General features: G+C 48.9%; 17 protein-coding genes. 14 read left to right on the top strand and 3 right to left on the bottom strand.

All coding sequences use genetic code 11. The features are described 5' to 3' along the window. Window positions 1–68: 68 nt before the first annotated feature. The 9 genes from ISX59_RS15200 (at window position 69) to ISX59_RS15160 (ending at window position 11,318) form a co-directional block, all read left to right on the top strand. Window positions 69–1,133, top strand: coding sequence for a fimbrillin family protein (locus tag ISX59_RS15200; RefSeq protein ID WP_220576036.1), 1,065 nt, complete (start codon window positions 69–71; stop codon window positions 1,131–1,133). An 11-nt stretch (window positions 1,134–1,144) separates the two neighbouring features. Continuing rightward, on the top strand, window positions 1,145–2,050 hold the full coding sequence (locus tag ISX59_RS15195) for a fimbrillin family protein (RefSeq protein ID WP_220576035.1): 906 nt from the start codon (window positions 1,145–1,147) through the stop codon (window positions 2,048–2,050). 68 nt (window positions 2,051–2,118) lie between these two features. After that, complete coding sequence (locus tag ISX59_RS15190) at window positions 2,119–2,934, top strand: fimbrillin family protein (RefSeq protein WP_220576034.1); 816 nt, start codon at window positions 2,119–2,121, stop codon at window positions 2,932–2,934. Between the two features lie 13 nt (window positions 2,935–2,947). Then, entirely contained in the window at window positions 2,948–3,964 is a 1,017-nt protein-coding gene (locus ISX59_RS15185; protein WP_255580229.1) for a fimbrillin family protein, read from the top strand. 116 nt (window positions 3,965–4,080) lie between these two features. Then, a complete protein-coding gene (locus tag ISX59_RS15180) occupies window positions 4,081–5,082 on the top strand; it encodes a fimbrillin family protein (RefSeq protein ID WP_220576054.1) in 1,002 nt (333 codons plus the stop codon). A gap of 54 nt (window positions 5,083–5,136) precedes the next feature. After that, window positions 5,137–6,300 carry a DUF4906 domain-containing protein gene (locus ISX59_RS15175; RefSeq protein WP_220576033.1) on the top strand — a complete coding sequence of 388 codons (1,164 nt, stop codon included), beginning with the start codon at window positions 5,137–5,139 and terminating at the stop codon, window positions 6,298–6,300. Between the two features lie 33 nt (window positions 6,301–6,333). Next, a complete protein-coding gene (locus ISX59_RS15170; protein WP_255580227.1) occupies window positions 6,334–8,802 on the top strand; it encodes a DUF4906 domain-containing protein in 2,469 nt (822 codons plus the stop codon). Between the two features lie 7 nt (window positions 8,803–8,809). Beyond that, window positions 8,810–9,094: a hypothetical protein gene (locus ISX59_RS15165; protein ID WP_220576031.1), complete on the top strand. Its 285-nt coding sequence runs from the start codon at window positions 8,810–8,812 to the stop codon at window positions 9,092–9,094. Beyond that, window positions 8,979–11,318, top strand: a complete 2,340-nt coding sequence (locus ISX59_RS15160) for a DUF4906 domain-containing protein (RefSeq protein WP_255580226.1) — start codon at window positions 8,979–8,981, stop codon at window positions 11,316–11,318. Before ISX59_RS15165 ends, ISX59_RS15160 begins: the two co-directional genes overlap by 116 nt. A gap of 127 nt (window positions 11,319–11,445) precedes the next feature. On the opposite strand, the gene ISX59_RS15155 is transcribed toward ISX59_RS15160, so the two are convergent. After that, the gene (locus tag ISX59_RS15155; protein ID WP_005806973.1) at window positions 11,446–11,850 is read right to left on the bottom strand and encodes a DUF2721 domain-containing protein; all 405 of its coding nucleotides are present in this window, start codon (window positions 11,848–11,850) and stop codon (window positions 11,446–11,448) included. Window positions 11,851–11,897: 47 nt separating this feature from the next. Next, complete coding sequence (gene kbl, locus ISX59_RS15150) at window positions 11,898–13,085, bottom strand: glycine C-acetyltransferase (protein ID WP_005806971.1); 1,188 nt, start codon at window positions 13,083–13,085, stop codon at window positions 11,898–11,900. Window positions 13,086–13,221: 136 nt separating this feature from the next. Between kbl and ISX59_RS15145 the strand changes: the two genes are divergently transcribed. From ISX59_RS15145 to ISX59_RS15125, 5 genes are all read left to right on the top strand, one after another. Beyond that, window positions 13,222–14,175, top strand: a complete 954-nt coding sequence (locus ISX59_RS15145; protein ID WP_005780013.1) for an NAD-dependent epimerase/dehydratase family protein — start codon at window positions 13,222–13,224, stop codon at window positions 14,173–14,175. Between the two features lie 95 nt (window positions 14,176–14,270). After that, a complete protein-coding gene (locus ISX59_RS15140; protein WP_005780011.1) occupies window positions 14,271–15,125 on the top strand; it encodes a DUF4348 domain-containing protein in 855 nt (284 codons plus the stop codon). Between the two features lie 18 nt (window positions 15,126–15,143). Further along, window positions 15,144–16,142, top strand: a complete 999-nt coding sequence (murB, locus tag ISX59_RS15135) for a UDP-N-acetylmuramate dehydrogenase (RefSeq protein ID WP_032530492.1) — start codon at window positions 15,144–15,146, stop codon at window positions 16,140–16,142. Window position 16,143: 1 nt separating this feature from the next. Next, window positions 16,144–16,902, top strand: a complete 759-nt coding sequence (locus ISX59_RS15130) for an MBL fold metallo-hydrolase (protein WP_022011891.1) — start codon at window positions 16,144–16,146, stop codon at window positions 16,900–16,902. Between the two features lie 92 nt (window positions 16,903–16,994). After that, window positions 16,995–18,632: a DUF3352 domain-containing protein gene (locus ISX59_RS15125; protein WP_220576030.1), complete on the top strand. Its 1,638-nt coding sequence runs from the start codon at window positions 16,995–16,997 to the stop codon at window positions 18,630–18,632. Window positions 18,633–18,710: 78 nt separating this feature from the next. Here the strand turns inward: ISX59_RS15125 and ISX59_RS15120 are convergent, their stop codons facing one another. Beyond that, window positions 18,711–19,085, bottom strand: a complete 375-nt coding sequence (locus ISX59_RS15120; RefSeq protein WP_005780004.1) for a DUF3127 domain-containing protein — start codon at window positions 19,083–19,085, stop codon at window positions 18,711–18,713. Window positions 19,086–19,169 lie beyond the last annotated feature (84 nt).

The raw sequence follows: 19,169 nt of genomic DNA, 5'->3' as shown, positions 1-19,169 counted from the left end.
AACAGTTTAGAACAGTAAAACTCTGTGAGACTCAGTGTCCCTCTGTGGTGAATTAAACCAAATAATAGATGACCCGACCATTTACCTTTTTACTCCTTTGGAGCGTAGCCCTGTTTTTCGGTGCCTGTTCCGGCGAAGACTCTTCCGCCACCGACGGAGACCGCGTTCCCTTGCGTCCCGGTATTCATGCCGGTGCTACCCTCGTCTCCAGCCGTACCCTTGTTAATGGCATCGGTACGGGTGCAGACCGGATCAATAGCATCGGCATCTACCTCGCAGTTCCGGACGGTAGTCTCTATCCCGGTAGCAGTGCCACGGGAGCCACCTTTACCAAAGGTTCCGGCAACAGTTGGAGCAGCACCCCGCCTACCTATGTCAGTCTCCGGACGGCAAGGCTCCATGCCTGGTCGCCTGCCACCGTGACGTTGACGGCCGGTAGCGGAACCACTCTGCCCACACTTCCGGTAACTCTGCCTGAGGGGCAGACCTTTAACGGAGCCAATGACTACGGTTGTTCCGTCCATGACTATCTATACGGCTCCGCCATTTCCACTCAGGGATCGGCTGAGCCCATCACTGCCAACAGCCAAAGTGCCACTCCTGCCATTTACTTGCAACATGCGTTGGCACAACTGGTGTTTCGCATCCAGAATGCGACTGACCGGCCTGCGGATGCGGTGTATGATTATGTAAAAAGCGTCCACCTGACCGCTGAGGGAGGCGCTACACCCTTTCTTGCGGGCACTTCGGGTGCGATGGCTTTATCGGATGGGACGTTGTCCGGATTGTCTGCAAGTGGTAAGCTAACCTTCACCCCTTCGGCAAACCCGCAGAAGATAGGAACCACCGGAGCTGTTACCGTGGCCTATGGACTGGTGGCGCCGAAAACGGCGGCGGCATCGTCTGTACGGGTCACTTTGACTTTGCGGCTGGGCGAAGCCGGTTTGGGTAACACCGCCACCGAACGTGAACTGACCCTTACGACCGATGTTTTCAATCAGGCATGGGATCGGGGAAACCAATACATATATACGTTGACGCTGGGTAAGCGGGGACTGACCTTGCAGGACGCGGCCATTCTGCCTTGGAATGCTGAGACTCCGGTGGACCAGGATATGAAGCCGATAGGATGATAATTTTTTAAATGATGTGTATGAAAGCAATTCAATTCTATATCGTGTGTCTGCTGCCGGTGCTGGCCGGATGTGCCGATGACACGGCGTTGCCCTCCGTACCGGAGGGAACTCCGCTGACGGTGACCGCCGAAATAAGTGTGCCGGATGCGGCGCGGACGGTGGCGCCCACCCGTGCCGTTGCCACCGACAATGGTTATGACCGCAGCACTTTCGTTACTGCCGACCGCATCCGTATCACCCGTACTCGCAGCGGAAGTTCGTCCGCTCCGGTGGATTATACGCTTTCCGCCACAGGAGAGTGGACCCCTTCGGCAGCGGGCTCGGAATTGCTTTTTGAGTCGGGAGCTACCTATCAGGCTATGTATCCCGCCGATTACTCCGGCATTTATGCCGATCAACGAAACAAAACGGGAGGTGTGGACGGTGAGAACTACCGCAACAGTAACTTGCTCCGTACCAGTGCCGGGGTGACTTCCGGTGCAACCGGGGTGCTCTCCTTCACGGGAGACGAGAATGCCTTTGTGCACCGCAACACCAAGTTGACCTTGACATTTGAGGGTAAGAATGCGTTGACACAACCCTTCGCGTATATGACCGTGCAAGGCCAGGGGCTTTATAGCGGCGGAACCGCTGATGAAGATATCTACCTGTATCGTCCGGACGAGACGAAATACACCTGGCACGGCATCCTGTCACCGCTGACAGCCGAATCACCTACGGAGCAGCAGCAGCGGGTCACCGTCACGGTGACCGACTACAACGGAGTGAGCTATACCGCCAGCCTGACTTGCGAGCGGAAGGCGGGCAGCCATTACAGCTACACCCTTACGTTGCAAAACAACATCCTGATGCCCGTAGGAGAAGAGATCAAAGGATGGGAGAACGGAGAGTCGCATACGGGAAGTCTCACGTAACGATGAATTATGAACGAATAACCTCCGTGTGACTCTGTGTCACTCTGTGGTGAATTAAACGATGAACAATGAACGGTAAGAGAACGAATTGGATAGGAGGAGTATGGATTGCGCTGGCCCTGGCAGCGTGCGCCCAAGGGGATCCGTTGCCTGTTCCGTTGGAAGTATCGGCGGAAATAGGACAAGGAGTGACCCGTGCCGGGGGGGACGCGTACGCGACTGACTATGACAAACGGACGTTCGCCACCGGCGACCGGATAGAAATATCGAAATCCGTTACTGCCGAAAGTGCACTCTATCAGCGCAAAGCGGAGGGCGGCTGGGGACTGGCCGACGGACAAACAGCGTTGACCACTACCGGATCAGAGTCCTTTGCGGCTTCCTTTCCGGAGGAATTCAGCGGTATCCTTGCCGATCAAAGCACGCCAACCAATTTCTGGAAAAGTAACCAGTTGACGGCGGCAGGAGTATTGAACGGAAATAAATGCAGCTTTACCTTTGCGCCGGCAGCGGCGAAGGTGACTGTGGTGGTGACTTATCAGTCGTCGCAGACACCTGAGAGCGCCTCTCTGTCCGGGACGGGGATTCGTACCGATGCCGGTGCCTCGGAAACCATAACTCCGTATTGCGCCTCGGGAAGCACGACGACTTCCGTCCGCCATACCTATGTGGCGATAGTCTGTCCCGGCTTGCGGCAGTTCACCATCAAGCTGAAAACGACGACGGAACTGGAAAAGACTTATACCGACGCGTCGCCGTTTACGCTACAGGCGGGATATAACTACCAATATAACTTCACCGCCACCAACGAACTGATTCTGACGGGTGTCACCGTGGTGCCTTTCAGCGATGAACCGGAAGAAAATGTGGGAAGCGCAACCTGAGAAAAGAAGAGAGATGAAACAGAAAGAATATAGACCGATGAAGAATAGGAAAGCCCATAAGGGCACGATGGGAGCCGTACTGCTACTCGCAGCCTTATTCACCTCGTGCGGGGCGGACGATCCGTTGCCTGCGGGCGGCCCTCTGTGGTTGACCGGGGTGGAAGTGGAAACCGGAGAGGGAAGTGCCGCCACCCGTGCGGCCGTCACCGCCGTCGAGGCGATCAGTGTATATGCCACTACTGAGGCTCACGCGGCTTATGGCAGCAATCCGTTTTCGGAGTATCGGCTGCAGAACAACTCTTGGAGTGCGGATGCTGCTCCGGTGATTACCGCCAATGCCCTTCTGTATGCCTGTCATCCTCCGGTGGCGGGAGTGACCCATCAGGCCGACGGCGAACACACCGTACCCGTATCGGTGATGACTACCGCCGGTGCAGCCGATTTTCTGGCGACGGATCAGCCGGACTATCTCTATGGAGTATCCGCCGCTTCGGGGCTGGCGCCGGTCACGGCCACTTCGGATGCCCGGGCGGTCAGCTTCAAGATGAAACACGCTTTGGCAAAGGTCAGTTTCCGGATTGTGAAGTCGGCTTCGGCGAATAAGGATAAGCTGGAGTTGGTGCAGATAGAGATACAGAGCGGAACCAACCGTTTGCAGTCGGGTACGGGCACAATGAACCTGAAGACCGGTGTCCTCAATGGCCTGTCGTCCACCTCCCTGCTGACGCTTGCCGATGCGGCAAGTCCGGTCATGCTGAAAGAGCAGCAGGCTACACCGAATGTGAGCTGCCTGACAGCCCCGATGACGGGAAAGGAAACTGTGCTTTCGTTCCGCCTGAAGGTTCGCATCAATGGTGAGTCGGCAGAAAACGCCCATGCGTTTGAAACGAAATCGGTAAGTGCCGAATGGAAAGCCGGTTCCCACTACGTCTATCAGATCACGGTGGACAAGATGGGGGGCAGCTTGAGTTCGGTGAAGATAGATGACTGGAAGAGTGACGCGAACCAGAATACGAGTATTGGAATTTAAGTTTTACCACAGATTACACGGATTAACACAGATTATTTACTCTTCAATATCAACCAGGATAAATTATTAATCCGTGAGAATTCTGTGTAATCTGTGGTGACAAAAATAGAACGATGATGAATAAGAGACTGAAATATTGGATAGGTTGTGGCCTTTGCTGCTTGGGGAGTCTTGGGCTGGCAGGATGTTCGGGGGATGATATGCCCGGGGCGTCCGGTTCTGGCGGAGATGAAGGAGAGCCGGTGGCGCTCAGTTTCCGGCTCTGCCGCTTGGTGGAAGGAGAGGCGTCGACGCGTGTGGACGGTGATCCGGCGGATATGGCAGACGGAAAGACATTCCAGGTTTACGCTTTTCCGGCCAATGCTTCCACAACAAAGACCCAACCGCTGGACGGTAAGACCTATACGGTGAAGAATGGAGTGGCCACGGGTGAACTCTATTTATACCGCGGGACGTACGATCTTTATCTGGTGTCGTATAACTCCTCGACCGAAGTACCGGAACTAAAGACGGACGGTACGATTCCGGTCGGGAACGGCAAAGACTTTATGTATACTACGCTGAAAGGAATCGTGGTACAACCCAACCAGATGGGAGAGACCCACATGAGCGTGACGCTGCCCAATCCGTTTAAGAGAATGGGGGCACAGGTGCAGGTGAGGGTAAGAGCCAAAGACGGCTCGCCGGTACGTGTCGAAAAATTGAAAGCCAATAGGGTGACCATAACAGGACTGCCGCCTTCGCTGGCTTATACGCTGGGACAACCGGCATGGGGGACAGCGTCCGGCTATGAATCTTCATTCGCTTTTGAATCGTTTCAGGAACCGGCTGGTGGAAATCCGATAGCATGGCGTGAAAGCAGCAAAGAGGTATTGCTTCCCGTTGATGGTTCGACGTTGATAAAGTTCGATGTAGATCTGACAGTGGATTATTATGCGGATACCCCTTATGTCAGTTCGTTCCCTGCCGAGATACAGAAAGTGTTGTTGCCGGGAATGACTTATCAGTTCGACTTTACGTTGACGTTTTATGGTATTCTGAAACCAACCGATCTGACGCTGGCCGTGAAAGAATATAATACAATTACGCTGAATACCGATGATTTGGGAAAGGGATAGATACGCTTTTCCGGATCATCGTTTTGAAGAAACAGACAAAGTTATAATAGCAATATGGATGGAGTAAAAATAGGATTCAGGAATCTCTGGGGACAAGTGGCAATGGCATTGGTTCTATTGTCGTCGATGGGAGGCTGCACTGAGGAAGAGACTTCCGCCGGATCGCGAAACATGGTCTTCCGGCTGAGTTTGCCGGGAGTGTTGGAGGTGAACACACGGGGAGGAGGAACGCTGAACGAGGTGATGATTGATAATGTATGGGTAGTGCAATACAGTACGACTGGTGACGGCGGAACGCAGTTGGTGGATGGAACATTTCTGAAAGCCCAGTATTTTGATAATTCAAAGCTGAGCATTCCGAAGGAGAACATGACCATTGAAGTTGCTACTTCGGACTTCTCGACAGCGGCAAGCCGGTTTTACGTGATAGCCAATGCTGGTTCCGACTTGTTTACGGAACAGACGGTTGCAGATGGCAGCGGAATTGAAAAAGAATCGAAACTGAAAGCGGTCACTGTTGATTTTCAGAGTAGCAATCCTACTTTGCTGTCTTCCGGCCCGTTGACATCGGCCAGTGCCGAGGGTAAACTGGTGGTGGTGGCTCCGTTGCTTCGTGCATTCGCCAAGGTAAACGTGACATGGAGGCTTTCGTCCGATATAACTTCAACGGAGGGAGCAAACTATGGCGCAAAGGCGGCAATCACTGCTTTAAAAGTATATAACTTGCCTGAGAAGAGTGCGCTTTATGCACGTGGGGGTGGAGCATTGACAGCTCGGTATCCCGATCTGTCGTCGGTTAGCGGTTCAGTTGTGGAAATTAAATCTACGGATGGCACAAGTGTTTTTCCGGTGAACACACCTCGCAGTTTCCACATGGCTGAGAATCTTCGGGGTACAGGTACAGGGGGGAGTTTCGCTGAAAAGAACCTGACAGGAAAAGGACCGGGAGACGGTGGAGCGTTGACGGGATGCACGTATCTGGATTTGGAGGGAACTTATACTTATCCTGGTGCGACGGATGCAATCGGCATGAAATACCGTATTTATTTGGGAGGTAACTTAATGAATGACTATAATATCCAGCGGGGCTATCTTTATGATTTGACCGTCAACATCAGCGGAGCCAATAGTGCGGACGTAAGGGTGACCATCACAGATGGTAACGTGATCATGTTCGATGAAGTGGAAATCATCCCGAATGAAGTGAATTTTAGATAATACGAAGGAGGTAAGATGAAATACAGCAGTTGTATGAATAGGTTAGGATGTATGCTCACGGTAACGGCCCTGTTGATGGGGGTGACGTCTTGTGAGGAGCGGTTCAGTGAGTCTGTTCCGGCAGCCGGTGAAGGAAATCCGGTAGAAGTTTCTCTTTCTTTCGGTTTTGCCGACGAGGAGGATGGATACGCGCTTTCGGTGCCCGCCGATTCGCGTGCCGGAGAGGATGGAGAGGGCGGAGCGTTCAGCGCACGCCTGCTGCCTGCGGCGAAGACCCGGACCGGGGAAGTCACCCGTCCGGACGCGCTTTACCAGTTCCACCTGATGCAGTATGACCGGAGCGGCAATCTGATAGGGAGCGTGCAATATAAGGAGACGGTCCCTATCGGAGCGAATTTCTCTACCGTTCCCACTTCCCTCACCTTGCAGCAAGCCACGGATTGCCAGTTGGTGGTGATAGTCCGCGGGCAAGGGAATACGACACCTGCCATTAGCGGTAACCTTGCCAATGTGCAGAAACAGATGATGGATACTACACTCTTCAAACATACCATTCCGGCCGGCGGACTTACGCAAGCCGATATCAACAAAATGCCCTATATACTTCATCTGCTTCACGTCAACGTGACGGCCGACGGCAAACTTCAGAGTCCGGATGGCAACTATGATACCCGCTTGCTGCTCAAACGGCTGGTTGCCAGGCTGAAAGTGACCTGGACGGTGGATGATAAAAACCTCACCCAAAAGGGGTATGTGCTGAAAGAGGTAAAACTCTGTCAGGTGCCGGTTGCCTTCCGTCTGCTTCCTGCGAAGACAGACACGAAGTGGGGGAAAACCTATCCGGACGAAATGGTGGAGTATGTCGATTATTATCGCCTGACGAATGCCGCTGATCTGGCGGCGGGAGAGAAAACCGTATGGATACCCGCCAATGTGCGGGGCGCTTCGGCCAAGGCTACCTCTGCCTATTATCGTACGAAAGAGAATGCGCCTACCGCCGCTTCGTACATGGAGTTAGTGGTGGACAACGTAGAGAAGAAGGAGCGCCTCTACTACCGTGCTTATCTGGGCGGACGGGAGTCAACGGACTTCAACCTTTACGAGAATAAGGATTATAACTGGGATGTGCATATCACATCGACTAATTATCAGGCCGACAGACGCATCCAACTGTTAGATCAGAGTCCGGTGCTAAGCACCAACCTGGTGGAGACCTCCAACTGCTTCATGATGAAGCCCGGTACGAATATCTGTTTTAATCCGTATAAGCACGAAGCGGGGATGAATGGTTACAATGTTCCGTTGAGTGGTTGGAATACACATCTGACGGATGGTGAGACGCTGGCCGATAACAAAAAAATAACGGATGTTAAGTTGATCTGGCAAACCAAGGATGATGCTACGTCGGGCGATTTGGTGATGGGGTATGCCATCAGTAGAGACGATCATTCAAATCTGGCGCGTATCACCGACGGAGGTGATCTGCAAAAATCCCGTATCCACGTTAAAGTGCCGGTGAGCAAAGGGGGGAATGCCTTGATTGCTGCCTATTCCGGCAGTACGATTGTATGGAGCTGGCACTTTTGGATAACCGATTATGTGCCGCAGGGGATTACTTCCTCTGTCACTTATGCCCAGGCACAGCAGTTGACTCAGAACGGGAGTGTACATCAGTATGCTACTGATGCTTTCAAAGATGGAGGAGCGCATGTCGGGAAAGTGATTATGGACCGGAATCTGTGCGCGACTGCCGGAGGATTTCCCGGTGAGAATGCTTCATTGCTGGAATTTGCAAAGCGGATAGGCTATCTGTACTATTGGGGGCGCAAGGATCCGTTCTTGGGGTCGATAGACGGAACGGCGAATGAACTCAACGTTATTTATGACGGAGAAGGACGAGGGGTAAAACTGGGAAAGGTCGCTTATTCTAAGATTCCTTTAGTAAATAGCAATACGTTGCAATATGTGATTGAGCATCCTGATCATATTATAACAGGTTCGGGCAGCGATCAGAACAATAGCAGGTGCTCTTGGTATAGTTTGAATGAAACTACTACGGAGTATCAGTATTTGTATAATAACTCTAAAACTCTTTATGACCCTTGTCCGGCAGGATGGAAGACTCCCTATCAAACAGTGTACAAGGGCTGGAACACGGGGCAGGGGTATTGGTTTAATGCGAATGGAGCGTTTGTGCAAAATGGTAGTGCACACGAGCGGGGTGGACGTCTGTATAATGTATCCGGTGGAAGTGGTGTGCCCTCTCCTCGTACGGAAGATAATGCAGCTTGGTTCCCGGTCACGGCATACCGGTCTTTTGCCAATGGAAATTTGATGTTTAATGGAGGTGCCGCCGGATACGAAGGAACGAATACGATAGCAAAGACTGGCAATAACTATCGGATATATTATACAAAAATAGCGGCAGGAGAATTGACTACTCCGGCTAATGGTTGGGGAGTTATCGGTGAGCCTTATCCGTTTCGATGTGTACAAGAATAATAATGATATGAAACAGACTTGGAAGAATAAATGGTTAATGCTCTTGGGAGGAGTGATCCTTTTGGGAGGGTTGAGTGGATGTGAGGACCGGACGGAAGAGGCGGTGGTTCCTCCGGCGGATGGTGAAGAGGTGACGGTATCGATGGTCTTCGGCTTTGCCGAAGATTCAAGTGATAATGATCCTCAACGGCTCGCCTCAACGGCTCGCCTCAACGGCTCGCCTCAACGGCTCGCCTCAACGGCTCGCCTCAACGGCTCGCCTCAACGGCTCGCCTCAACGGCTCGCCGTTGAAAGCAGCAAAGCTGCTTTTGATGTGAACCTTTCGTCAGGAACGATGACTCGTGGCGGGACAAGCGTTCCGGATCAGTTATATAACCTGGAGATACGTCAGTATGACTCGAATGGAACTTATAAAAACGGGAAGGACTATGGCAATGTAGCGCTTGGGAAACATCTGGAGGTCACTTTAAGCGCACTGACGGACTGCCAGTTGCTGATTGTGGCGCGTGGCAACGGGGGGGCGATAGCTGCCTTGGGTAGTAACTCTTTGGAGAAGGTGCAGGCGATGGACGTAAACTCGTCTGTGATCAATGCGATTAATCCTTCGAATAGTGAAGATATGAAGAAGATGCCTTATGTGCTCCATCTGGAGCATGTGAATGTGGTGACGGGCACCGACGGTAAGGCTGTGATTCAGAGTCCGGAGGGGAGCTATGATACCCGCCTGTTGCTGAAGCGCCTGGCTGCCCGGCTCACCGTGGAGTGGACATATGCTGTGAGCGGATATACTTTGAAACAACTGTTGCTCCAAAGTGTCCCGTTGAACTATGCGGTTATCCCTACCCCCGATAGTGAGGGAAATTATCCTTCTATCCTGGATCAGTTTACTACTTTGCAGATAAAAAATGTGGCACAAAGCGGAAGTTACTCTTGCTGGGTACCGGCCAATATGCGCGGAGAGAAACCGGCAGCGAACTCTGAAACCCAACGGACAAAAGAGAATGCTCCTAAAGGAAGTTCTTTCTTTAACTTTGTCGCGGTGAGCGATCAGGATGCAAAAGTTAAACTGGACTATCGTGTTTATATCGGCGGGAGGCAGTCGACGAATTTCGACATTAAGAGTAATGCAAATTATGATTATACGGTGAACTTTGCACATAGCGGTATCCCGACAAGTGATAAACGGGTGACCTATATCAACCCTGTACCCGCTTCGGAAAATAATGAAAACTTTGTGCCTACGGCCAATTGCTTTATGGTATCCGCCGGAGGCGGCTTCTGCTTTGATCCGCTGGCATACCAACAGAATGGAGATCCGGATAAAACGAACGATGTATTGAAAGGTTGGTGTGAGGCTTCCGGAGGAATCACTACGATGAAACTGCTCTGGCAAACCAAAGAGGATGGAGACATCGGTGAGCCGGTAATGGGAATCGTAACTTCGGAGGATGACCATACGAACATCGTGGATTTGAAACGGACAGATGGAACCGATCCGACGTTGTATCCGGTGAAGAATAAAGGGGAAGCCCGTGTTTATTGCCGTGTGGCTCCGGGAACTACCGGTGGTAGCGGGGTGATTGCCGCTTATGGTGCGGATGGTAAGATACTCTGGAGCTGGCATGTGTGGGTGACGGACTACCGCCCGGACGCGACAGGTGATGCGGATGTGCAAGAGCCGTTGACTAAAAGAAAACTGAAATTTACATATGGCAATCATGGAAACCAGTTACCGATGATGGATCGTAATCTGGGGGCTATGGCCGGATATGCCGGCGTGCCGCCGTCGGATGTGGAGAAGTTTAAGACACATGGATTCCATTATCAATGGGGAAGGAAAGATCCATATCCGAGCAGTTATTCGAATAAGCCGATCACGATAGTGAATCTTCCTACTCCGATGACTAAACCGATTGTGGGAATATTAAGCTTATATAAGCCGGATGGAGTCACTTTCCTGCCTTTTGATCCGGCTGTAAATGCTCAGGCGACTTATCGGACGGCTTACCAGAATCCGTTGAATATATATAAAAAGACAAATGTACATAAATGGATAGCGGACAGTGATCGGAATAATACATATCTGAATGCTTGGAATATTCAGAAGACAGTTCATGATCCGTGTCCGGCAGGATGGCGTGTAGCACTGATTGAGAACTATCTTTCACTGTTTAGCAATGTGAATCAAGCAGTCAAAGCATCAGACAATGGTGCTAATGTGATGAATTCGGATAGTGTTGGTGCACATGGAGGAATGGTTATGGCATATGATACAAATAAAAAACTAACGACTTATGTTCGGCTCACCGGTTATTATTATTTGGATAGTCAGTTTGCGTATATTGGAGAATCTGCTTTAATTTGGTGCGGAAATAAGTTAGGTACTGCTTCGGGAGGGGAAACAGTGAGTTATTTTAAAATAGGAAAAACTGCTTCGACAAAAGCAAGTATTGTTCTTACAGGACATGAACGTGAAGCGATTCCCCTACGTTGCATTCAGGAGCGGGCTGACTGACCGGTATGGATTGATAAAGTTATAAACGATCTGTTGTTTTGTTTGTGAAAGTTCCGCTTGCTTCCGGTGGGGAGGAGCGGAACTTTATTTATGTGGCTCCTATGGGCGTGGTGTGGAAAAGTAATTTTTAATGTTTTAGTTTTCCTTCCATTGTGCTCAGGTAGATGTCCAAGGCACGAGTCGATATCTGTATCTCACGGAGAGAAACGCCTAAAGAGGCGATTAACAGAAGCAGTGCGAGTCCGAAAATATAGATGGAAAGCAGGAACAACCCGATGTAGATAAGAAACATGGTAACTACGCAGAAGAATAGGCTGGCAATGCCGAACACCTGCATCATGCGGGTCAGGTTGAGGCGTTTGCGCAGATTCTCAATTTGAGCTACATTGATATCAGAGGGATCTTCCATATAACGGTCGCGAAGAGTGCGTACCAATTGGGCATACGAGAGAAAACGGTTGGTGTATGCCAAAAGAATAAGTGAAACGGCTGAAAATAGCAGCGCGGGTGTCGTGAGTGTAAGTTCTTCCATTGTTATCATACTTTTATATACAATAACAATGGAAGAGAAATAAAGGTTTACTTCAGTACACCTAATTCTTTACCTACTTTGATGAATGCAGCGATACATTTATCGAGGTGTTCTTTCTCGTGACCGGCTGAAATCTGTACACGGATACGTGCCTGGTCTTTCGGAACTACCGGATAGTAGAAACCTGTTACATAAATACCTTCTTCCTGCATGCGGGCTGCATAAACCTGTGACAGTTTGGCATCGTACAGCATCACGGCACAGATAGCACTCTGAGTCGGTTTGATGTCAAATCCGGCTGCGGTCATCTTGTCGCGGAAGTAGTTTACGTTTTCTACCAGTTTGTCATGGATTTCGTTGCTTTCTTTCAGCATCTTGAATACTTCGAGGCTGGCACCGATAATACCCGGAGCAAGTGAGTTTGAGAACAGGTACGGACGGCTGCGCTGGCGAAGCAGGTCGATGATCTCTTTGCGGCCGGTTGTGAATCCGCCCAAAGCACCACCAAAGGCTTTACCCAGAGTTCCGGTGTAGATATCTACACGTCCGTAAGTGTTGTACTGTTCGCTTACTCCATGACCGGTTGCACCAACTACACCGGCAGAGTGAGATTCGTCTACCATCACCAGGGCATCGTACTTCTCGGCCAGATCACAGATTTTGTCCATTGGAGCTACATTACCGTCCATTGAGAATACGCCGTCGGTAACGATAATGCGGAAACGCTGGGCTTGTGCTTCCTGCAGGCAACGTTCCAGATCGGCCATGTCTGCATTGGCATAACGATAGCGTTTTGCCTTGCAAAGACGTACTCCGTCGATGATAGAAGCGTGGTTCAGTGAGTCGGAGATGATGGCATCTTCGTCGGTGAACAACGGTTCGAACACACCGCCGTTGGCATCAAAGCAAGCTGCGTACAAAATAGTGTCTTCGGTTTTGAAATAGTCTGAAATTGCGGCTTCCAGCTCCTTATGTATATCTTGAGTTCCGCAGATGAAACGTACAGAAGACATACCGTATCCACGACGGTCCATCATCTTCTTTGCACCTTCGATCAGGCGGGGATGGTTAGACAATCCAAGGTAGTTGTTGGCACAGAAATTCAGTACTTCCTTGCCTTTAACAGTGATAGCAGCTTGTTGTGCACTTTCGATTAAGCGTTCCTCTTTGTAGAGGCCTGCTTCTTTAATTTCAGCAATCGTGTTGCTGAGGTGTTCTTTCATTTTACCGTACATAGTGTTTGGGGTTTTAGTTTCTTTTGCAAAGGACACAATTTTTCTTGGAATAAACAACATATATTTGGTATAAAAATGAAAAAAAAGTGCTTACTTTGCGCACCATTTAGCTTAATACACCTTATTAGTAAAGATAATGAAAAATATTTTGGTAATTGGAGCAACCGGCCAGATTGGTTCGGAGCTCACGATGGAACTACGTAAACGCTACGGAAACACACATGTAGTAGCAGGTTATATTCACGGGGCAGAGCCCAAAGGGGAATTGAAAGAATCCGGTCCGTCGGCGGTAGTCGATGTAACAGATCAGGAGATGATCGCCTCTGTAGTGAAGGAGTATAATATCGACACAATCTACAACCTGGCAGCCCTGCTGTCTGTTGTGGCCGAATCGAAGCCCAAACTGGCTTGGAAAATCGGTATCGACGGATTATGGAATGTACTCGAAGTGGCCCGCGAAAACAAATGCGCCGTGTTTACTCCGAGTTCGATCGGTTCGTTTGGCGAAAGCACACCTCACGTGCAGACACCGCAGGATACCATTCAGCGTCCGCGCACTATGTATGGTATCAGCAAGGTAACCACGGAGTTGCTGAGCGACTATTATTTTAATAAGTATGGCGTAGATACACGTGCCGTGCGTTTCCCGGGAATCATTTCGAATGTGACACCTCCGGGAGGTGGTACGACTGACTACGCAGTAGACATCTACTACTCTGCCGTAAAAGGAGAGAAGTTTATCTGTCCGATTCCGGAAGGAACACTGATGGATATGATGTATATGCCGGATGCGCTGAACGCAGCTATCTCGCTGATGGAAGCTGATCCGACGAAACTGGTACACCGTAATGCTTTCAACATCGCTTCTATGAGCTTTGCACCCGAAACAATTTATGCTGCCATCAAGAAACATGTTCCTGACTTTGAAATGGAATATAAGGTAGACCCGCTGAAACAGCGCATCGCCAACAGCTGGCCTGACAGTATGGATGATTCTTGTGCCCGCGAAGAGTGGGGCTGGAAACCGGCTTACGATTTGGAGAGTATGACAGTAGATATGCTTGAAAAACTAAGAGCTAAATTAAAATAATGTGATGATATAGGCCCATGTGCCCGCCGGAATAATGAAATGGTTTTGAAAACCGGTTGGCACATGGGAATATCGACACATTGCTAACTATTAAAATGAAAACAATAATGGCGGGAGTCACCGTCCTGGTGTTGTTTGCCGCATGTGGAAACAACAAAAAGACTGACGCTGACCCCTTTGCATCTATTACACATCTGGTAGATTCGGCTATGGTGAACAAAGCCGACTCCATTGATAAAGAGAAGGCTTCGGACGAACCTAAACCGATTGAAGCTGACGAATCGTTTGACGACTTTATCTATAACTTTGCTTCTGATGACGCTCTGCAAAGGCAGCGCGTAGTGTTTCCGTTGCCCTACTACAACGGAGAACGAGCTTCAAAAATTGATAAGAAGTACTGGAAGCACGATGACTTGTTTACTAAACAGAGTTATTATACCTTGCTCTTCGACCGGGAAGAGGACATGGACATGGTAGGGGATACTTCACTCACTTCCGTTCAGGTGGAATGGATTTTCATCAAGAAACGAATGGTGAAGAAATATTATTTTGAAAGAATTAAAGGGGCGTGGATGCTTGAAGCAATCAATCTGCGTCCGATTGAGAAAAGCGAGAACGAGGATTTCGTCGAATTTTATGGGCACTTTGCAACAGACAGTATCTTCCAGAGTCACCGAATCCGGCAGCCGCTTGCGTTTGTTACCACTGATCCGGATGACGATTTCTCAATACTCGAAACTACACTTGACTTGAACCAGTGGTTTGCCTTTAAGCCGGTATTGCCTACTGATAAGCTTTCGAATATTAATTACGGACAGCAGAATGATGACAATACTTCACGCAAGATATTGGCATTGAAAGGTATTGGCAACGGGTTCTCCAATATCCTCTATTTCCAGCGCAAAGACAGCGGATGGGAACTGTATAAGTTTGAGGATACAAGTATTTAGTGATTGCTTTTTATGATTATGGAACAAAAATACTCTCTTTTATCACATAACACTTTTGGCATCGATGTGTCCGCAGCTCGTTTTTTGGAGTACGCTTCAGTGGATGAATTGCATCGGTTGATTGATTCAGGACAAGTGACTTCTCCTTATTTGCACATTGGGGGGGGCAGTAACCTGCTGTTTACTAAAGATTACGAAGGTACTGTTTTACACTCGCGTATCGAAGGAGTAGAGGTGGCGGACGAAACGGATGATGAAATTGTCGTTCGTGTAGGTGCAGGTGTAGTCTGGGACGACTTTGTGGATTATTGCGTGAAGCATAATTGGTACGGTGCGGAAAACCTCTCCCTGATTCCCGGAGAAGTGGGAGCCAGTGCGGTGCAGAATATCGGGGCTTATGGGGTTGAGGTAAAAGATCTGATTGTGCGGGTGGAAACCTTGAACATTGAGGGGAAAGAACGTGTTTATGATATTTCGGAGTGTGGATATTCCTATCGGGACAGTATCTTTAAGCGTCCTGCAAATAAGAGTGTTTTTGTCACTTATGTCAGCTTTAAGTTAAGTAAGAAGGAATATTATACGTTGGATTACGGTACTATCCGCCGGGAATTGGAGAAGTATCCTACGGTGACATTGGAGACCGTGCGCCGGGTGATTATCGCCATCCGTGAGGAGAAATTGCCGGATCCCCGGGTGATGGGTAATGCGGGAAGTTTCTTTATGAATCCGATTGTGTCCCGCATCAAATTTGAAGCGTTGCAAGAAGAATATCCACATATGCCTTTTTACGAAATAGATGCCGACCGGATAAAGATTCCTGCCGGTTGGATGATTGATCAGTGTGGCTGGAAAGGTAAAGCTTTGGGGCCGGCAGCGGTACATGATAAGCAAGCGCTGGTACTGGTGAATCGCGGAGGAGCCAGAGGCGCGGATGTTATAGCACTTTCGGATGCAGTACGCGCTTCGGTTAGAGAGAAGTTTGGAATAGATATTCATCCGGAGGTGAATTTTATCTGAAATGAAAATAAGAATACTTGGTAGCGGGACTTCTACCGGAGTGCCCGAGATTGGATGCACTTGTGCGGTTTGCACTTCAAAAGATCCGAGAGATCATCGTCTTCGTACCTCGGCGTTGGTGCAGACCGGGGATGCTACTTTATTGCTGGACTGCGGTCCGGATTTCAGGGAACAGATGTTACATGTCCCGTTTGGTAAAATTGATGCCGTATTGATTTCCCACGAACATTATGACCATGTGGGAGGTTTGGATGACTTACGTCCTTTCTGTCGTTTCGGAGAGGTACCTATTTATGCCGAAACGTATACGGCTGAGCGTTTGCGTAGCCGGATGCCTTATTGCTTTGTGGAACATACTTATCCGGGAGTTCCGAATATTCCTTTGCGTGAGATTGAACCCAATCGTCCGTTTCTTGTTAATCATACCGAAGTGTTACCCTTGAGGGTAATGCACGGCAAACTGCCCATTCTGGGATATCGGATCGGAAAGCTCGGATATATTACTGATATGCTGACCATGCCCGATGAATCGTTTGAGCAGTTACAAGGGGTAGATGTGCTGGTGATGAATGCATTGCGTGTAGCACCACACAACACCCATCAAAGCCTTTCTGAAGCGCTGGAGGCTGTGAAACGCATTGGGGCAAAGGAAACCTGGTTTATTCACATGAGTCATCATATCGGACTTCAGGCAGATGTGGAAAAACTACTTCCTCCGCATGTGCATTTTGCATTCGACGGGCTTGAAATAGAATGTTAGTGATTAATGCTTAATAATTCTTTCTTTAAGTATATTTTGTTTTATTTGGAGAATTTATTATTTTTGCAGTGAGCCGATAAACAACGAATGCCATGAAACTCCGTACGATAGTGAAAATAGCCGTAATCTCGTCTGTTGTACTACTGTGTACAGGCTTTGCTATGTTTTCTTTTTTCAGATTATCGGCGGTTGAGGGGCGTAAAGACTTTAATCTTTATACGCTTGTTCCGCGCTCGGCCACTGTGGTTCTCGAAACGGATGATCTTGCCGGGATGATACAGAGTATCAATGAACTGAGTTGTAGCAAAGATCAGCATTTCCTTTATATTTCCAAATTATTTTCTTATTTGAAACTCCATCTTTATACATTGTTGGAAGATACGCCTCACGGGTTGAGTAAACAGATGAATAAGGTGTTGTTGAGCTTTCATGAGCCGGATAATGACCGCAACCAGGTGTTGTATTGCAGTTTGGGAAATGGTGATTATGAGTTAGTGGAGAAATTTATACGTAAATACTGTTCAAGCAGTTTCCCATCAAAACTGTTTGATTATAAAGGGGAGGAGATACGCATCTATCCGATGCCGGATGATAGCTTTTTAGCTTGCTACTTCACTTCCGATTTTTTGGCGGTGAGCTATCAGAAGAAGCTGATAGAACAAGTGATCGACGCACGTTTGTCGAAAAAGTCTTTGCTGACCGACAGCTCTTTTGTAAAAGTGCATGAAGACAAGCGTGCCCGTGTAGCGGCTACTATTTATGCCCGTATGCAACCCTTGAGTATGGGCAAGGTTACCGATGGGATTCGTTCGTGTACACAATTGGGGGGATGGACCGAATTTGATATGAAAATGAACGGGGATGCCATTTACTTTTCTGGAGTCAGTCATGATACTGATACCTGTATGACTTTTATGAACGTGCTTCGGCAACAACAACCTGTAGAAGACTTTCCGGGAGACATCCTGCCGGCTTCTACTTTCTTTTTCAATAAACGGTCGGTGACGGATATGCAGGCGATGCTTGATTTTACTGCCCGGCAGGAATATACAACATCAACCTATTCAGACTATATCAGGGACCGGGACGGAGAACTGCTTGCATTCCTCAAGGATAATGCCGGAGGCGAACTTGTGACCTGCCTGTTCCATTCGGCGGACACTCTTGCGAATCCTTGTGCGGTGATGACTATTCCCTTGAAGGATGTCCAGCAGGCTGAGCGGGTGTTGCAAGGAGTACTCCGGAGTGCTCCGAAAGAAGTGGACGGCCCTCCGAAGCCACGTACTACTTTCTGTAAAACGCCTTCAAGAGCTTATACGCTTTATGTGTTGCCACGTAATACATTGTTTACGCAATTGACCGGAATTACGGAATCTGCCTTATATGTCTATGCTTGTTTCTATGGAGAGAGACTGATTTTGGCTCCGGATGCGGAGAGTCTTGCCACATATGTCCGTTGCCTGGATAAAAAAGAAATTCTGAACGATACTCCCGGATACGAGGAAGCGGTAGTAAATCTTTCTCCGTCATATAACTTTATGATGGTGGCTGACTTGGGAGAAACTTTTTCCCAGCCGGAGAACTACGTCAGGTTGATACCTGCATTTTTCTTTCGCAATCAGGAGTTCTTTCGTCATTTTATTCTTTCTGCACAGTTTACCTGTACTGACGGAGTTGTCTATCCTAATGTGGTTTTGATTTATAAAGGTGATTCTGACGATGTTTCCTGACTACGGTAAGAGACACAAAACCCCGAAAGAAATTGGATAGCTTTCGGGGTTTTGTGTCTTATACTAAGGCATGTTTGCTTAGAAAGGCAAGTCGTCTTTTGCATCACCGGCAATGAATTCCGGTGCTGAAGATGGTGCCGGAGGAGGAACCGGAGCTCCCGGAGTCATGGGTGCGCCTGCGCCTACACGCTCTACTTTCCATGCACGGATACTGTTGAACCAACGATCCTGCCATTGACGTGCATCGATATCGAATGATACGGTCAACTCTTCACCCATCTGGATGTTGAATTGTTCTATTTTGTCTGCTCCGAAGATGTCGAAACACATTTTCTTTGGATATTGATCATGATTTTCGATTACATACTCCTGAGCCTTCCATTCGTTGCCGCTTGTCTTAGAAACTCCACCTCTGGGCTGGAGTATAGCGATAATTTTTCCTGTAAATTCCATTGCGATAATTTTAAATTGTGCGGCGAAGTTACAATTTTTTAGGGATATCCGACGAATATTCTCCTGTTTTTTCTTCTCTTTTAT

This window comes from Bacteroides sp. FSHCM14E1 (assembly GCF_019633785.1).
Lineage (GTDB): Bacteria > Bacteroidota > Bacteroidia > Bacteroidales > Bacteroidaceae > Bacteroides > Bacteroides hominis.
This window is presented reverse-complemented; position numbering and strand designations above follow the sequence as displayed.

Coding starts and splice junctions, on each gene's coding strand:
- ISX59_RS15200 (WP_220576036.1), top strand. CDS start 69: ATGACCCGACCATTTACCTTTTTACTCCTTTGGAGCGTAGCCCTGTTT.
- ISX59_RS15195 (WP_220576035.1), top strand. CDS start 1,145: ATGATGTGTATGAAAGCAATTCAATTCTATATCGTGTGTCTGCTGCCG.
- ISX59_RS15190 (WP_220576034.1), top strand. CDS start 2,119: ATGAACGGTAAGAGAACGAATTGGATAGGAGGAGTATGGATTGCGCTG.
- ISX59_RS15185 (WP_255580229.1), top strand. CDS start 2,948: ATGAAACAGAAAGAATATAGACCGATGAAGAATAGGAAAGCCCATAAG.
- ISX59_RS15180 (WP_220576054.1), top strand. CDS start 4,081: ATGAATAAGAGACTGAAATATTGGATAGGTTGTGGCCTTTGCTGCTTG.
- ISX59_RS15175 (WP_220576033.1), top strand. CDS start 5,137: ATGGATGGAGTAAAAATAGGATTCAGGAATCTCTGGGGACAAGTGGCA.
- ISX59_RS15170 (WP_255580227.1), top strand. CDS start 6,334: ATGAATAGGTTAGGATGTATGCTCACGGTAACGGCCCTGTTGATGGGG.
- ISX59_RS15165 (WP_220576031.1), top strand. CDS start 8,810: ATGAAACAGACTTGGAAGAATAAATGGTTAATGCTCTTGGGAGGAGTG.
- ISX59_RS15160 (WP_255580226.1), top strand. CDS start 8,979: ATGATCCTCAACGGCTCGCCTCAACGGCTCGCCTCAACGGCTCGCCTC.
- ISX59_RS15155 (WP_005806973.1), bottom strand. CDS start 11,850: ATGGAAGAACTTACACTCACGACACCCGCGCTGCTATTTTCAGCCGTT.
- kbl (WP_005806971.1), bottom strand. CDS start 13,085: ATGTACGGTAAAATGAAAGAACACCTCAGCAACACGATTGCTGAAATT.
- ISX59_RS15145 (WP_005780013.1), top strand. CDS start 13,222: ATGAAAAATATTTTGGTAATTGGAGCAACCGGCCAGATTGGTTCGGAG.
- ISX59_RS15140 (WP_005780011.1), top strand. CDS start 14,271: ATGAAAACAATAATGGCGGGAGTCACCGTCCTGGTGTTGTTTGCCGCA.
- murB (WP_032530492.1), top strand. CDS start 15,144: ATGGAACAAAAATACTCTCTTTTATCACATAACACTTTTGGCATCGAT.
- ISX59_RS15130 (WP_022011891.1), top strand. CDS start 16,144: ATGAAAATAAGAATACTTGGTAGCGGGACTTCTACCGGAGTGCCCGAG.
- ISX59_RS15125 (WP_220576030.1), top strand. CDS start 16,995: ATGAAACTCCGTACGATAGTGAAAATAGCCGTAATCTCGTCTGTTGTA.
- ISX59_RS15120 (WP_005780004.1), bottom strand. CDS start 19,085: ATGGAATTTACAGGAAAAATTATCGCTATACTCCAGCCCAGAGGTGGA.